The following is a 13,214-nucleotide window of genomic DNA, read 5'->3' as shown; positions in this document are numbered from 1 at the left end:
ATACTCGCCCCAACGCAACGCGAAACAGGACGCCAAAATGCTCGGCTTCGTCGGCATCGCCGTCATCCTCGTCATGGTCTTCGGCGGTTATGTCATGGCCGGGGGCAAGATGGGGATCATCCTCAAGTCGCTGCCCTTCGAGATGATCATGATCGGCGGCGCCGCAATCGGGGCCTTCCTGATCTCGAACGACATTCCGGCGGTGAAACATACGCTGAAGGACGTCGGCAAGGTCTTCAAGGGCCCGAAATGGAAGCCCGGCGACTACCGTGACCTCCTGTGTCTTCTGTTCGAGCTGATCCGCCTGGCGCGGGCCAATCCCGTCGCGCTGGAAGAACACATCGAATCGCCCGAGACCTCGGCGATCATCGGCAAGTATCCTCGCATCCAGCATGACCACGAGGCGATGGAGCTGATCTGCGACACCTTGCGCGCGGCCTCGATGAACTACGATGACCCGCACCAGGTGGAGGAAGTGCTGGACAAGCGGATGGAGGCGACGCTGCACCATGCGATGCATTCCAGCCATGCCTTGCAGACGATGGCGGACGGGCTGCCCGCGCTGGGGATCGTCGCGGCGGTTCTCGGCGTGATCAAGACGATGGGCTCGATCGACCAGCCGCCCGAAGTGCTGGGCAAGATGATCGGCGGCGCCCTGGTCGGGACCTTTCTGGGCGTGTTCCTCGCCTATGGGCTGATGGGTCCCTTCGCCGCCCGGGTGAAGACGGTGATCGAGGAGGACATCCACTTCTACCAGTTGATCCGCGAGGTGCTGGTCGCCAACCTGCATCGCCACCCCCCGAATATCTGCATCGAGGTCGGTCGCCAGAACACCCCGCATCATGTGCGCCCCGGTTTCGGCGACCTGGAGGACGCCATGCGCAACCTGAAGCAGGAGGCGGCATGATCCGCGCACTGCTTATCCTCGTTGCGTTGGCCGGACAGGCAGCAGCGCAGACCGCGCGGGTGCTTTCGGGCGAACATGACGATTTCACTCGCCTGGTGATCGAGCTTCCCGGTCCCGTGGGCTGGACGCTTGGCCGGACCGAAACCGGCTATGGCTTCGCGATCCAGGCGGATACGCAGCCGCAATACGACCTGGCCGGGGTCTGGCAGCGCATCCCCCGGACCCGGCTCGCCTCGCTGGAAGCGGACCCCGGCGGCGGCGCCCTTGTCATGGGCCTCGGCTGCGACTGCCATGTATTTCCCTTCGAGTACCGGCCCGGCGTGGTCGTCCTGGACATCAAGCCCGGCCCTGCCCCGGCAGGCTCGGCCTTCGAAGCTCCTTTCGCAGGGGCCGTTTCAAGCGTGGCCGAAATGGCGGAAAAACCCGCAGCCTATGACTGGATTGCCAGTCGCAAGACCGAAGCTGGGGCACGCCCCACCGCGACACTGCCGCTGCCGCTGGAAACCGGCGCGGTCTCGCTGGAGCCTCTGCGCGACGAGCTTCTCGAACAGATCGCCCGGGGCGCCGCTGACGGCATCGTCGACATGGAGCTGCCGGGAAAGCCGCCGAAGGTGGCCGGGGTCGACCGCACAGCGCTGCCCTGGTCCAATATCAGCATCGGAGCGGAGCCCGGCCTGATGGTGACCGATGCCTACGACGATGGCCCCCCGCCGGATCCTGTCTGTGCCGATCCGGCTCAGCTCGACCTGCCGGCCTGGGGTCGGGAGACAGCGCCGGAGGATCTGCTCGCCGAGGCGCGGTCGGGGCTCTACGGCGAATTCGACGCCCCGGACCCACAGGCGATCCGCCAGGCCGTCCGACGCCTGCTGTTTCTCGGCTTCGGCGCCGAGGCGCGGCAGACGGTCGAGTTGCTTGGTATTGCCGGGCAGGACAGGGAGCTTGACCTTCTTCGGTCGATGGCCCGCCTCGTCGATGGAGAAGCCGATCCACAGACGCCCTTTGCCGACATGCTGGGCTGCGAAGGACCGGCGGCGCTTTGGGCTGCTCTGGCGCGCGACCGGCTGCCCCCCGGTCCAGATGCCAATCGCGATGCCATCCTGCAGGCCTTTCTTGCGTTGCCCGCGCATTTGCGGCGACACCTCGGTCCGATTCTTGCCGAGAAGTTCCTTGCCCGCGACGATGCCGAGGCCGCCCGGATGATCCGCGATGCGATCGAACGGACACCGCAGGCGGATCCGGCCACCGTCGCGCTGATGGATGCCCGGGCCGAGCTGGAAGGCGGCGACGCTATGGCCGCGCAGGCGCATGCCGAAGCCGCCGTAGCGCTGGACGGCGACCGGGCCGCCGGGCTTGTCGCCCTTGTCGAGGCCCATCTCCTCACGCTCGATCCGCTGGGTGCCGAGCCGGTGGAAGCGCTTCTCGCCCTGCGCGGCGAGTCCGCAGGGGCCTCCGAAGGGGCGGGCGTGGACCGCGCAACCGTTCTGGCGCTGGCGCTTTCGGGCCAGACCGTCGCCGCCTTCCGCGACCCGGACGCCGTCGGACAGGTCCTGGCCGATCTCTGGCGGGTGGCTGCAGGCCGTGCGAGCGACGATGATTTCCTGACCGAGGCCGTCCTGCCCGCCACTGCGAGTCCGCCTTCCGTTTCGCCGGAAACCGCCTTCGCTGTTGCCGACCGCTTGCTGGCGCTGGGGTTTCCCGACGCAGCACAGGCCTGGCTTGGCCCATCAACAAGGGACGACCCCCCCGAACGTCGCCGCCTGGCCGCCAGGTCCGCGCTTGGGGTCGGTGATGCACGAGGCGCCATTGCGCTGACCGAGGGTCTCCGCGATGCCGACACCGAAGCGTTGCGGGCAGAGGCGTTGCTGCAGCTTGGCGATCTGCCCGGAGCCGAAAAGGCCCTGGCAGCAACCGGCGACACCGCCGCCAGCGCTCGGATTGGTCCGTGGAAGGGCGACTGGGCGGCACTCGATCCCACGCTGCCCGGCCCCTGGCAGCGAACGGCCGAAGGCCTGGCGGCAACACCCGCCGGTGATTCCTCTGGCCCTCTTGGCCGTGGGGAACAGGCCATTGCGGCCAGCGCGACCTCGCGTGCCGCGATCGAAGCACTGCTGTCCAGCGTCGTCGCCCCTTCCGTTGAGTGAAGCCGGTAACCAGCCGGAAAGATTCGTGCACTAGGCTGACCCCGACCCCGGCAGAACACGGGGGGAGGAGTCGAGGATGCCCCGCCGGTCCACCCGCCCAAGCCTTGCGCCCGCCGCCGTTGCTTGCACGCTCCTGTTGTCGTCCGGCCTGCCGGCACGCGAGGACCCGGCGGGACTCTGCCTTGATGCGGCGGCGAGTGCCGCCAGCCGGACCGGCGTGCCCTATGATGTCCTCCTGGCCATCACCAAGGTAGAGACCGGGCGCGACAACCGGCCCTGGCCCTGGACCGTGAACTTCGGCGGCGATGGCAGGTGGTTCGACACCGCCGCCGAAGCCGAGGCGAGCGCGGCGGAAGCGGTGGAGCAGGGCGCAACCAACCTCGACCTCGGCTGTTTCCAGCTGAACTATCGCTGGCATTCCGAAGGCTTTGCCTCAATTGCAGCCATGCTCGACCCCGAAGAGAACGCCATCTACGCCGCCAGATTCCTGGCCCAACACTTTGCCCGCACCGGCGACTGGGCGCTGGCCGCAGCCGCCTATCACTCGGCCACGCCCGAATACGCCGAACGCTACAAGGCCAACTTCGAGGCGGCCTATACCGGTGAGGCCGGGGCTACGGATGCCCCTGGCGAACCCGCCGCGACACCCAGGTCCAACCGCTTTCCACTGCTTGTCGCCGGGGCCACCGGCTCGCGAGGCTCGCTGGTGCCGGTCGGCAGCGGCGGCAGCCCGTTGATCGGGGCGCCCTGACATGCTCCAGGGCCTTTCGCTGCGGACGATCTTCCGACCCACGATCCTCCTGGCCATCGGGTTGATGGCCGTGATCGTGATGATGATCCTGCCGGTGCCGGCCTGGATGCTGGACGTAGGCCTTGCCGTCTCCTTTGCGCTCGCGATCCTGATGCTGACGGTGACGCTCTTCATCGACCGCCCGCTGGACTTCTCGGCTTTCCCGACGATCCTCCTCGCCTCGCTCCTGCTGCGGCTGGCGCTGAACGTCTCGTCGACCAAGCTGATCATCGGTGCGGGCCACACCGGCACCGATGCTGCGGGCCATGTGATCGAGGGTTTCGCCCAGTTCATCATGGGCGGCAATCTCGTGCTTGGCCTGGTGATCTTCATCGTCCTCCTGATCGTCAACTTCATCGTGATCACCAAGGGCGCAGGCCGGATGGCCGAGGTGGGCGCGCGCTTTGCGCTGGACGGGATGCCGGGGCGGCAGCTGGCCATCGACGCCGACATGTCGGCTGGCGCGATCGACCACGACGAGGCGAAGCGGCGGCGCGAGCAGGAACTGGCCGAGACGAATTTCTTCGGCTCGCTCGACGGCGCGTCGAAGTTCGTCAAGGGCGACGCGGTGGCAGGCCTCCTGATCACCGGGCTGAACATCGTGGTCGGGCTGGTGGTCGGCATCTTCATGCATGGGCTGGATGCCGCGACCGCGTTCGAGACCTACACGATCCTGACCGTGGGCGATGGCCTCGTCAGCCAGATCCCGGCGGTGATCATCTCGGTCGCGGCGGCGCTTCTGCTGGCCAAGGGCAGCCAGAAGGGCGCGGCGGATGTCTCGTTCTTCGCCCAGTTGGGACGCTATCCCGGTGCCCTGGGCACGGTCGCGACGCTGATGGCGCTGTTCGCGCTGGTTCCTGGGATGCCCTTCCTGCCCTTCATGCTTGCCGCGCTGGTGTTGGGCGGGCTGGCTTTTCATCGGGTTCGCGGAGCATCGAAACCAGCTGATGCCCCGCTGCCGACGCTGGAGCCGGTGAAGCCGCGGTCCATCGGTGACGTGCTCGACTTCGACGATATCCACATCGAATTCGCCCCGAACCTGGTGGCGATGGTGCTTGATCCCGCCACGGGCCTGGACAGCCGCATCGCCAACATGCGCAACCATGTCGCGACCGCCTTCGGCTTCATCCTGCCCGAGATCCGGCTGACCGACGAAAGCGCGCTGCCGCCCGGCCAGTACCGCATTCGCCTGCAGGGGGTGGAAAGGGTCTCCGACCGGCTGTACCCCGACCGCGTGCTGGTGCTGCTGAACGAGGGCACCCCGGCCCCCGATGGCCTTGATGCACGCGAGCCGGTCTACGGCGCCCCAGCCCGCTGGATCCGCCCCGAACAGCAGGAGGATGCAGCTCTGTCCGGCCTGACGGTCGTCTCGCCGACCGAGGTGCTGGCGACGCATCTTCTGGAAGTGCTGAAGGCCAATCTCTCGCGGCTTCTGACCTTGCGGGGGCTGCGCCGGTTGCTGGACGAATTTGTCAAGCTTTCTGATCCCGTCCGGGCCGAGGCGAACCGGCGGCTCCTGGACGAGCTTCTGCCCGAGAAGGTTCCGGTCGACCTCCTGCATGCCGTGCTGCGCTTGCTACTGGACGAGAAGGTCTCGATCCGCAACCTGCCGCTGATCCTGGAGGCCGTGGCCGAAGCCCGTCCGTTCGGCGCGCCCGAGGCGATCTGCGAGCATGTCCGACAAAGGCTCGGCTTCCAGATCATCGCCGAGCTGAAGCGACCCGACGGTTCGGTCCCGCTGATCCAGCTTGCCCCGGATTGGGAGAAGGCTTTCGCCAACTACCAGATCGACAGCGAACGGGGCCTGCGCGACATCGCCCTGCCGCCCGAGCTTTTCGCCAAGCTGGCCAATGGTTTGACCGAAAAGGCCAACCGGGCGGCGGAGGGCGGGGTCTATCCGGCGCTCGTCACCTCGGTCGGGCGGCGGCGCTTTCTGCGCACGGTCGTCCAGGCCAAGGGACTGCACATGCCGGTCCTGTCCTACGAGGAGATCGGCACCGACGCGCGGCCCGCCCTGATCGGCCAGGTCCCGGCATGAGCGAGGTGATCGCCGGACTGTCGCAGCTCCTGGGTCTGGCCCAGGGTATCGCATGGGCCGCCGCGCTGGCCTTCGTCCGCATCGGCGCGATGGTGGCGTTGATGCCGGGCCTGGGAGACCCTTCCGTTCCCCAACGCGTCAAGCTCGCACTGGTCGTGGCCTTCACCCTTGTCGTGACCCCGATCCTCGCCGACCGGATCGGGCCAGACGCGACGCCCACGGTCCTGGCGCTTGGCGGAGAGGTCGTCGCGGGCCTCCTGCTGGGGGTCGGGATGCGGCTTTTCATTGTGGCGCTGCAGACTGCCGCCGCGATGATCGCCCAGGCGACGACGCTGTCGCAGCTCTTCTCGGGCGCCGCGCCGGAGCCGCAACCGGCTGTCGGCAACCTCTTCGTGATGGCCGGCGTGGCGCTTGCCCTTGTGACTGGGCTCCACGTCCGCGCCGCCGAACTGCTGCTGCTCTCCTATGATCTCCTTCCGCCCGGAGGCCCGCTGTCTGCGGCTTCGGCGGCGGACTGGGGGCTCGCGGTCATTGGCCGGACCTTTTCGCTGGCCTTCTCACTGGCAGCGCCCTTCGTCATCGCCTCGCTGATCTACAACCTGGCGCTTGGCGTCATCAACCGGGCGATGCCCGCGCTGATGGTTTCGATGGTCGGCGCCCCCGCCCTGACACTTGGCGCGCTGGCCCTGATGGCGGTGGCGACCCCGGTGATCCTTGCCGCCTGGCTCGATGCCTTCGCCGGCCAGATGGCCGCCCCCTTCGCAGTTGCGCCATGAGCGGCGAGGACGAAGCCGACAAGGAACACGAGGCCTCGCAGCAGAAGCTGGACCAGGCCCGCAAGGACGGCGACATTCCCCGGTCTGTCGACCTCCAGACGGCGGCGGCGACGGGCGGCTTCCTGCTGGCGCTTTTCAGTCTGGGCACCTGGGCGGTGACCCGCGCCGGAACCGCCGGGATGGTCGTCCTCGACCAGGCCGACCGGCTGTCGACCCTCGTCGCCTCCGGCGGCGGCGCACCGATTGCCGGGATGATCCTGACGCTGGCCGGCCCGCCGCTGGCGCTGCTGCTGGTCGCGCCGGTCCTGGTGCTGGCCCTCCTTTTCGCCACGCGCGGCATCGTCTTCGCCCCTTCGAAACTGGCGCCGAAGCTGTCGCGCATCTCGGTGATCGCTGCCGCCAAGCAGAAATTCGGCATCGACGGGCTGGTCGAATTCGGCAAGAGCACGGTCAAGCTCGGGATCGTCTCGCTGATCCTCTACACCTTCCTTGCCGGTCGGCTGGAGGAGATCCTCGCCAGTCTCTACCTGACCCCCGCGATGTCGGCGGCGCTGATGGCCCGGCTGGTGCTGGAATTCCTGTTCATCGTCGTCCTGATCCAGCTCGCGCTCGGCGGGGTGGACTACCTGTGGCAGGTCTTCCGTCACCGCCAGCGCAACCGCATGTCGCGCAAAGAGATGATGGACGAGTTCAAGGACAGCGAAGGCGACCCGCACCTGAAATCTGCCCGCCGCCAGCGCGCACAGGAGGTGGCGACGAACCGGATGCTGACCGATGTCGCCTCGGCCAATGTCGTGGTGGTGAACCCGACGCACTACGCCGTCGCCCTGAAATGGGACCGTTCGAAGGGTGGAGCGCCGGTCTGCGTGGCCAAGGGCGTGGACGAGATCGCGCGGAAGATCCGCGAACGTGCCGCCGAACATGGCGTCCCGATCCACTCTGACCCTCCGACCGCCCGGGCGATCCACGCGACGGTCGAGATCGGCCAGGAAATCCGGGTCGAGCATTACCGCGCCGTCGCCGCCGCGATCCGTTTTGCCGAAGCGATGCGCAGGAGGGTCCGCCGGAGATGACGAAGGCGAAGGATCTTGGCCGACTGGCCGAAGTGGCGCAGCTGATGCTCGATCACCGGCTGGGCCAGCTGCACAGCGCCGCGGCCGAACTGGAGCGCAGCCGGGCGCAGCTGGCCGCGATCAACCGGGCAGCCGGGCCCGCCGAAGACCTTGCGCCGGTGCTTGCCGGGAAAGTTGCGCTGACCTACGACCGCTGGGCCGAGGCGCGCCGGTCCGAGCTGAACCTGGTGATCGCGCGGCAGACTGCGGGCTGGATGGACGCCCAGAGCGCCGCGCAAGGTGCCTTCGGTCGCGTGCAGGCCTTGCAGGGCCTGGCCGAACGGCTGAAGGCCCGGCGCTAGGAAATGGTCTGGAACCGCAGCCTGCCCGGAGCGTTCTTCTGCATCGGACAGGCGCGAAAGGTCAGCTGTCCTGCCGGGCGATGTCGGTGATCAGCACGTCCTTCACCACGGTGCCCAGGACCAGGGCCGCCGCCTCTTTCAGGCTGGTGCGCAGGGTGATGAGGTTCGAGCCGTCGGTGAACGACCCGGAGAAACCGCCGGTATTGGCATGGTCGAACAGGGCCTGCAGGAACACATCGCGCAGCTTCGGTTCGCGCTGGTAGACGGCTTCGGTATTGCCCGCATCCACCTCCAGCGACAGCGACAGGACGACCATCGCGGCAACCCGTCCGCCTTCCACCACTGGGACGACGAACTGGTTGTTCATCTTGACATATTCCGGCGCGCCGTCCTCCGGCTCGTCCGCATGGCCCGACGCCTCGGCGTCCTCGGTGGCGGTATCGCCATGCCCGCCTGCCGGGGCGGGCTCGGAACCCTCGGCTGCGTGGTCCCCGGCCTCCGGCGCCGGGCGCAGGAAGAGACCGGCGCCGACCCCGCCGCCAAGGCCGACCACAGCAAGAAGGACGGGAAGAAGTTTCCGCAGCATGATCAGAACGGCATCACGATGTCGGCGACCTGCTGGCCGTAGGTCGGCTGCTGGACATCGGTGATCTGCCCCCGCCCGCCATAAGCGATCCGCGCGCCCGCGATCTTGTCGTAGGTGATCTCGTTCTGCCGCGAGATGTCGTTCGGCCGGACATATCCGGTCACGATCAGCTCGCGCATCTCGAAATTGACGCGGACCTCCTGCTGCCCCTCGATCCGCAGGACCCCGTTCGGCAGTTCCTCGACCACCGTCGCGGCGACACGCAGCGTCAGTTTCTCCTTGCGGGCCACCGAACCCTGGCCCTTGAAGGTCGAGGAGGAGTCCATGTTGACCGCGTCCGCCATGCTGGCACCATCGGGCAGCGCCCCGTCCAGCTTCTGCGGAATGCCGAGAAGATCGGTGACCCCCCCGTTTATCTTGCCGTTGCGGCTGCGCCCGGTCGAGTTCGAGATCGAGGCGCTGTCGTCGATCTCGATCACCACGGTCAGGATGTCGCCGCGTTGTGCGGCCCGGCGGTCGCCGAACAGGCTGTCGGTCCCGGCGGTCCAGAGCGAGGAGCCATCCGAGGCGGCTCCGGCGGGCACGTCCTCGGGCAGGGCGGCCGAATACATCGCGTAGTGCTGGTCGGTACCCTCGAGCCCGGTGAACTCCGGTGCGCGGCCAACCTGTTCCAGCTTGCCGCAGCCCGAAACCGCAAGGACCGCCACCATCAGGGATCGCATCATCATCTTACCCATTCCATCCGACATAGACTGCTCCGTCCGGGCCGATCCGGCCCGTGACCGTATTGCGCGAGCCGAGGTTCATCACCCGCACCTCGTCGCCCTCGGACCCGCGCGCCAGCGCCCGGCCTTCGGTCGAAATCGCCAGCCCGCCCGAGAGATAGACCAGCGTCACCGTCTGGTTGCGCTCGACCAAAGTCGGCGGGCCGAGATCGCCGGGATGCAGCGGCTTGCCGGCATAGATCGCGACCTTCGCCTCCAGCCCGACCGCCGCCGCCGGATCGCTGAGAGCGCCGGGCAGTTCGGCGCTGACCAGCGTCACGTCCTCCGGCAGAACCAGCGTCCTCGCTCGGATCGTGCGGGTCGCCACCAGGCTTTCCGCCGAAACCGGGCCTGCCAGCGCCAGAAGAAGAGCCAGCCGCAGCATCAGCGCACCTGCGTCGTGGCGGCAAGCATCTGGTCGGCGGCGGTGATCACCTTGGCGTTCAACTCGTAGCCGCGCTGTGCCTTGATCAGCTCGGTCACCTCGCGCACCGCATCGACCGTGCTGCCTTCCAGATAGCCGTGGCGCAGCGTCCCCAGCCCGTCCTGTCCCGGCGTGCCGGAAAAAGCCGCGCCCGAGGCAGGGCTTTCCAGGAACAGGTTCGACCCCACCGCCTCCAGCCCCTTTTCGTTGGGAAAGGACGAGATCGCCAGCTGCCCGATCAGCTCGGGGTCGACCCGGTCGGCGAACTCGGCATAGACCTCGCCCGAGGGCGAGATCGTCAGCCCCCGCGCATCCGAGGGGATGGTGATGCCCGGCGCCACCGGATAGCCGTCCGAGGTCACGATCAGCCCCTCCGCCGACCGCTTCAGCGCCCCGTCGCGGGTATAGCCGGTCTGGCCCGAAGGCATCTGCACTTCCAGGTAGCCATTGCCGTCGATGGCAACGTCCAGGTCGCCCCCGGTCGGGTCCAGCGAGCCCTGGCCGATCACCACCGAAACCGCGGCGGGCCGGACACCCAGGCCGATCTGGATGCCAGTCGGCAGCATCGAGCCGTCCGCCGCCGAAACGGTGCCCGGACGCGCCATCTGCTGATAGGTCAGGTCGGCGAAATCGGCGCGGCGGGGGTTGTAGCCGGTGGTCGACATGTTCGCGAGGTTGTTCGACACCACGTCGACCTTCATCTGCTGCGCGGCCATGCCCGTCGCGGCGATCTGCAATGCCTTCATCGTGGTCTCCTATCGACCCAGCGTCGTGATCACGCCGCGGACCCTTTCGTCCTCGGCATCCAGGAATTTCTGCCCCAGCTCGTAGGCGCGCTGGACCTCGATCATCCGCGCGATCTCGGACACCGGCTCGACATTGCTGTCTTCGAGCATCCCTTGCAGCACGGTCGCGCCCTCGGCGGGCTCTACACCACTGGCCGCGAACATGGTGCCGGACTGATGCTGCAGCGACAGCGGGTCCGACGGCTGCCAGAGCCCGACTTGCGCGATGGGCTGGCCACCCGCCGACAGCGTCCCGTCCGCCGACATTCCCACACCCTTCGCATCGGGCGGGATGAAGATCGGCGCGCCCCCGGCATCGAGCAGGCGGTAGCCGTCCGGCGTCACCAGTTCGCCGGATTCGTTCGGCGTGAAGCTGCCCGCGCGGGTCAGCCGCTGGCCCTGCGGCGTGTCGATCAGGAAGAACCCCTCGCCCTGGATTGCGAAGTCGAACTGACCGCCGGTCTGGCCGATGGTCGATTGCGACAGGTCCACATGCCGCCCGCTGGCGTGCGCCATCGACAGCGACGGGTCCTCGTCCAGCGCGGCCACGAATTCCGAGAACACCACCCCCTCGCGCCGGAAACCCGTGGTGGAGGAGTTGGCGATGTTGTTCGCCACCACGCCCATCTCGCGCATCAGGCCCGACTGGCGGTTCAGCGTCGCATAGACGGCGGCATCCATCTCAGCCTCCTGCGATCTGCGGGATGATCGTGTCGGTGAAGAAGGACACGAGGGTCGAGGTCATGAAGCTCATCGACAGCCAGAAGACGCCCAGCATCAGCGCGGCCTTCGGGACGAAGGTCAGCGTCATTTCCTGCACCGAGGTCAGCGCCTGGAAGAGGCCGACGACCACGCCCACCACCAGCGCGACCGTGAGGAGCGGCGCCGCGATCACCACGCAGACCCAGAGCGCCTGGCGGGTGAGGTCGAAGATCATCGGCTCGCTCATACCGGCATCCTCAGGATTTCCTGATAGGCCTCGACGACGCGGTCGCGGACCGTCGCCACCGTCTCGACCGCGAGTTGCGACGACGCCAGCGCCTGCACCAGTGCGTGCGGATCGGCCCCGCCGGTCATCGCGGCGCGGGCGGTCGCCTCATGATCCTGAAGCGCGCCCATGAAGTTGCTTGCCAGCTTGGCGAAGCCCTGTTCCGCCGCCCCGGCCTTTGGCTGTGGGGCGGCGGCGGTACGGGCATTCGCATAGGCCTGGCTGACGAAAGAGGTTTTCACATCCATTCTGGATCTCCCTTACCGCCGCAGAAGGTCGAACAGGTTCTGCGTCATCTGGCGCGTCTGATCGAACATCCTGAGGTTCGCCTCGTAGCTGCGCTGCGCTTCGCGCGCGTCAGCGATTTCGATCACCAGATCGACATTCGAGCCGTCGTAGTGACCGGTTTCATCCGCGAGCGGGTGCCCCGGATCGTAGATCTTCGTGAGTTCGCTCTGGTCCAGTTTCACCGGACCAGCCTCGACGAGGCCGGTGTCCAGCGCCTGTTCGAAGGTCATCACCTTGCGGTGGTAGCCGGGAGTGTCGGCGTTGGCGATGTTCTCCGACACGTGCCGCAGCCGCATCGCCTGCGTCTCCATGCCGGAGGCCGCGAAGGAGAGCGAGGAGATCAGGTCGTTGCCCATCGCTCACCTCACCGTGGCCGGCCGAGGCTGGCCCGGATCACATCCGAGGTCGCCCGGTAGATCGCCAGCGCCATGTCGTGGTTCTGCCGGGCTTCGACCGACTTCACCATCTCGGCCTCCAGCGAAACGCTGTTTCCGTTGGGCGATTCATGGCCCCGCGCGATGTCGGGGACCGGCGCGGCGGTCTGCGACGGCGCGGTCAGGTGGCCGGGTCGCGTGGCGCGCATTTCCAGCCCCTCGGCCTCGTAGACCTCGGCGAAGGCGGGCACGTCTTTGGCCTTGTAACCGGGCGTATCGGCGTTCGCGACATTCTCCGCGATCACCGCCATGCGCGCGCCGGACTGCGCGGCCAGCGCCTGCGCCATGCGGGTAAGTTCCAGTTTCTCGAACATCGGGGCTTCTCCCTCGACCTGCTTCACCAAGGCTTAAGAGTGATTCCTTTAGAAACGGTTGAGAGCGAACAAAGGGAGAATCCCGTGGCTGGTCTTTTCGATGGGCTGTTGGCCGAAATCGCCGGAAGCGCTCCGGTGCGACGGGTGGGGCGGGTGGCGGAGACCCGGCGCGGGTTGGCCGAGGTGACGGGGCTCGACGCGGCGGCGATCGGCGACCGGGTGCTGATCCACAGCCGCGACGAGGTGGCGGGGGGTGAGGTGCTGCGGTTGACGCCGGGGCAGTGCTCGGTCCTGCCGGATGCCTCGGGCGACGGGATGGCCATCGGCGACCGGGTGGAGCTGCTCGGCAAGGCCGAGATCGCACCGGACGACAGCTGGGTCGGGCGGATCATCGACGCCACCGGGCAGCCGCTGGACGGGCGGCCCCTGCTGCGCGGGCCGCAGTCGCGGTCCTTGCGGACCCCTGCGCCTCCGGCGGCCTCGCGGCGGCGGCTGGGCGGGCGGCTGGAGACGGGGGTGGCGATCTTCGATACCCTCCTCCCCCTGGTGCGCGGGCAGCGGATCG

Annotated in this window: 16 protein-coding genes and 1 pseudogene; 8 read left to right on the top strand and 9 right to left on the bottom strand. The window is 67.8% G+C overall.

From position 1 onward, the window contains the following. Positions 1-37: 37 nt before the first annotated feature. The 7 genes from motA (at position 38) to ACE3P6_RS01345 (ending at position 8,066) form a co-directional block, all read left to right on the top strand. Positions 38-907: a flagellar motor stator protein MotA gene (gene motA, locus ACE3P6_RS01375; protein ID WP_374391178.1), complete on the top strand. Its 870-nt coding sequence runs from the start codon at positions 38-40 to the stop codon at positions 905-907. Further along, a complete protein-coding gene (locus ACE3P6_RS01370) occupies positions 904-3,048 on the top strand; it encodes a hypothetical protein (RefSeq protein ID WP_374391177.1) in 2,145 nt (714 codons plus the stop codon). Before motA ends, ACE3P6_RS01370 begins: the two co-directional genes overlap by 4 nt. Positions 3,049-3,124: 76 nt before the next feature. After that, positions 3,125-3,799: a transglycosylase SLT domain-containing protein gene (locus tag ACE3P6_RS01365; protein WP_374391176.1), complete on the top strand. Its 675-nt coding sequence runs from the start codon at positions 3,125-3,127 to the stop codon at positions 3,797-3,799. A gap of 1 nt (position 3,800) precedes the next feature. Beyond that, positions 3,801-5,876 carry a flagellar biosynthesis protein FlhA gene (gene flhA / locus ACE3P6_RS01360; RefSeq protein ID WP_374391175.1) on the top strand — a complete coding sequence of 692 codons (2,076 nt, stop codon included), beginning with the start codon at positions 3,801-3,803 and terminating at the stop codon, positions 5,874-5,876. Further along, positions 5,873-6,652 (top strand): flagellar biosynthetic protein FliR, encoded by a 780-nt coding sequence (locus ACE3P6_RS01355; protein ID WP_374391174.1) that lies wholly within the window; start codon positions 5,873-5,875, stop codon positions 6,650-6,652. The genes flhA and ACE3P6_RS01355 overlap by 4 nt, the downstream gene beginning before the upstream one ends. Then, positions 6,649-7,725 (top strand): flagellar biosynthesis protein FlhB, encoded by a 1,077-nt coding sequence (locus tag ACE3P6_RS01350; RefSeq protein WP_374391173.1) that lies wholly within the window; start codon positions 6,649-6,651, stop codon positions 7,723-7,725. Before ACE3P6_RS01355 ends, ACE3P6_RS01350 begins: the two co-directional genes overlap by 4 nt. After that, a complete protein-coding gene (locus ACE3P6_RS01345; protein WP_374391172.1) occupies positions 7,722-8,066 on the top strand; it encodes a hypothetical protein in 345 nt (114 codons plus the stop codon). Before ACE3P6_RS01350 ends, ACE3P6_RS01345 begins: the two co-directional genes overlap by 4 nt. A gap of 61 nt (positions 8,067-8,127) precedes the next feature. On the opposite strand, the gene ACE3P6_RS01340 is transcribed toward ACE3P6_RS01345, so the two are convergent. The 9 genes from ACE3P6_RS01340 to ACE3P6_RS01300 are packed head-to-tail and all read right to left on the bottom strand — an operon-like array spanning position 8,128 to position 12,649. Further along, entirely contained in the window at positions 8,128-8,652 is a 525-nt protein-coding gene (locus ACE3P6_RS01340; RefSeq protein ID WP_374391171.1) for a flagellar basal body-associated FliL family protein, read from the bottom strand. Between the two features lie 2 nt (positions 8,653-8,654). Next, the gene (gene flgH / locus ACE3P6_RS01335; RefSeq protein WP_374391230.1) at positions 8,655-9,374 is read right to left on the bottom strand and encodes a flagellar basal body L-ring protein FlgH; all 720 of its coding nucleotides are present in this window, start codon (positions 9,372-9,374) and stop codon (positions 8,655-8,657) included. A gap of 7 nt (positions 9,375-9,381) precedes the next feature. Next, the gene (gene flgA / locus ACE3P6_RS01330; protein ID WP_374371978.1) at positions 9,382-9,801 is read right to left on the bottom strand and encodes a flagellar basal body P-ring formation chaperone FlgA; all 420 of its coding nucleotides are present in this window, start codon (positions 9,799-9,801) and stop codon (positions 9,382-9,384) included. Then, positions 9,801-10,586, bottom strand: a complete 786-nt coding sequence (gene flgG / locus ACE3P6_RS01325) for a flagellar basal-body rod protein FlgG (RefSeq protein ID WP_374391170.1) — start codon at positions 10,584-10,586, stop codon at positions 9,801-9,803. Before flgG ends, flgA begins: the two co-directional genes overlap by 1 nt. A 9-nt stretch (positions 10,587-10,595) precedes the next feature. Beyond that, positions 10,596-11,306: a flagellar hook-basal body complex protein gene (locus ACE3P6_RS01320; RefSeq protein WP_374391169.1), complete on the bottom strand. Its 711-nt coding sequence runs from the start codon at positions 11,304-11,306 to the stop codon at positions 10,596-10,598. Between the two features lies 1 nt (position 11,307). Continuing rightward, entirely contained in the window at positions 11,308-11,574 is a 267-nt protein-coding gene (locus ACE3P6_RS01315) for a flagellar biosynthetic protein FliQ (RefSeq protein WP_333816094.1), read from the bottom strand. Continuing rightward, positions 11,571-11,861: a flagellar hook-basal body complex protein FliE gene (gene fliE / locus ACE3P6_RS01310; protein WP_374391168.1), complete on the bottom strand. Its 291-nt coding sequence runs from the start codon at positions 11,859-11,861 to the stop codon at positions 11,571-11,573. Before fliE ends, ACE3P6_RS01315 begins: the two co-directional genes overlap by 4 nt. A gap of 12 nt (positions 11,862-11,873) precedes the next feature. Next, a complete protein-coding gene (gene flgC, locus ACE3P6_RS01305; protein ID WP_374391167.1) occupies positions 11,874-12,257 on the bottom strand; it encodes a flagellar basal body rod protein FlgC in 384 nt (127 codons plus the stop codon). An 8-nt stretch (positions 12,258-12,265) separates the two neighbouring features. Then, on the bottom strand, positions 12,266-12,649 hold the full coding sequence (locus ACE3P6_RS01300) for a FlgB family protein (RefSeq protein ID WP_374391166.1): 384 nt from the start codon (positions 12,647-12,649) through the stop codon (positions 12,266-12,268). An 84-nt stretch (positions 12,650-12,733) separates the two neighbouring features. Here ACE3P6_RS01300 and fliI point away from each other — a divergent pair. Beyond that, a pseudogene (gene fliI / locus ACE3P6_RS01295) lies at positions 12,734-13,214 on the top strand (flagellum-specific ATP synthase FliI); the annotation flags it as partial.

Origin of the sequence: Tabrizicola sp., assembly GCF_041911175.1 — a bacterium.
GTDB lineage: Bacteria > Pseudomonadota > Alphaproteobacteria > Rhodobacterales > Rhodobacteraceae > Tabrizicola.
This window is presented reverse-complemented; position numbering and strand designations above follow the sequence as displayed.

Bases quoted from the DNA above. Each gene is read 5' to 3' on its own strand.
- motA (WP_374391178.1), top strand. From the start codon at position 38: ATGCTCGGCTTCGTCGGCATCGCCGTCATCCTCGTCATGGTCTTCGGC.
- ACE3P6_RS01370 (WP_374391177.1), top strand. From the start codon at position 904: ATGATCCGCGCACTGCTTATCCTCGTTGCGTTGGCCGGACAGGCAGCA.
- ACE3P6_RS01365 (WP_374391176.1), top strand. From the start codon at position 3,125: ATGCCCCGCCGGTCCACCCGCCCAAGCCTTGCGCCCGCCGCCGTTGCT.
- flhA (WP_374391175.1), top strand. From the start codon at position 3,801: ATGCTCCAGGGCCTTTCGCTGCGGACGATCTTCCGACCCACGATCCTC.
- ACE3P6_RS01355 (WP_374391174.1), top strand. From the start codon at position 5,873: ATGAGCGAGGTGATCGCCGGACTGTCGCAGCTCCTGGGTCTGGCCCAG.
- ACE3P6_RS01350 (WP_374391173.1), top strand. From the start codon at position 6,649: ATGAGCGGCGAGGACGAAGCCGACAAGGAACACGAGGCCTCGCAGCAG.
- ACE3P6_RS01345 (WP_374391172.1), top strand. From the start codon at position 7,722: ATGACGAAGGCGAAGGATCTTGGCCGACTGGCCGAAGTGGCGCAGCTG.
- ACE3P6_RS01340 (WP_374391171.1), bottom strand. From the start codon at position 8,652: ATGCTGCGGAAACTTCTTCCCGTCCTTCTTGCTGTGGTCGGCCTTGGC.
- flgH (WP_374391230.1), bottom strand. From the start codon at position 9,374: ATGCGATCCCTGATGGTGGCGGTCCTTGCGGTTTCGGGCTGCGGCAAG.
- flgA (WP_374371978.1), bottom strand. From the start codon at position 9,801: ATGCTGCGGCTGGCTCTTCTTCTGGCGCTGGCAGGCCCGGTTTCGGCG.
- flgG (WP_374391170.1), bottom strand. From the start codon at position 10,586: ATGAAGGCATTGCAGATCGCCGCGACGGGCATGGCCGCGCAGCAGATG.
- ACE3P6_RS01320 (WP_374391169.1), bottom strand. From the start codon at position 11,306: ATGGATGCCGCCGTCTATGCGACGCTGAACCGCCAGTCGGGCCTGATG.
- ACE3P6_RS01315 (WP_333816094.1), bottom strand. From the start codon at position 11,574: ATGAGCGAGCCGATGATCTTCGACCTCACCCGCCAGGCGCTCTGGGTC.
- fliE (WP_374391168.1), bottom strand. From the start codon at position 11,861: ATGGATGTGAAAACCTCTTTCGTCAGCCAGGCCTATGCGAATGCCCGT.
- flgC (WP_374391167.1), bottom strand. From the start codon at position 12,257: ATGGGCAACGACCTGATCTCCTCGCTCTCCTTCGCGGCCTCCGGCATG.
- ACE3P6_RS01300 (WP_374391166.1), bottom strand. From the start codon at position 12,649: ATGTTCGAGAAACTGGAACTTACCCGCATGGCGCAGGCGCTGGCCGCG.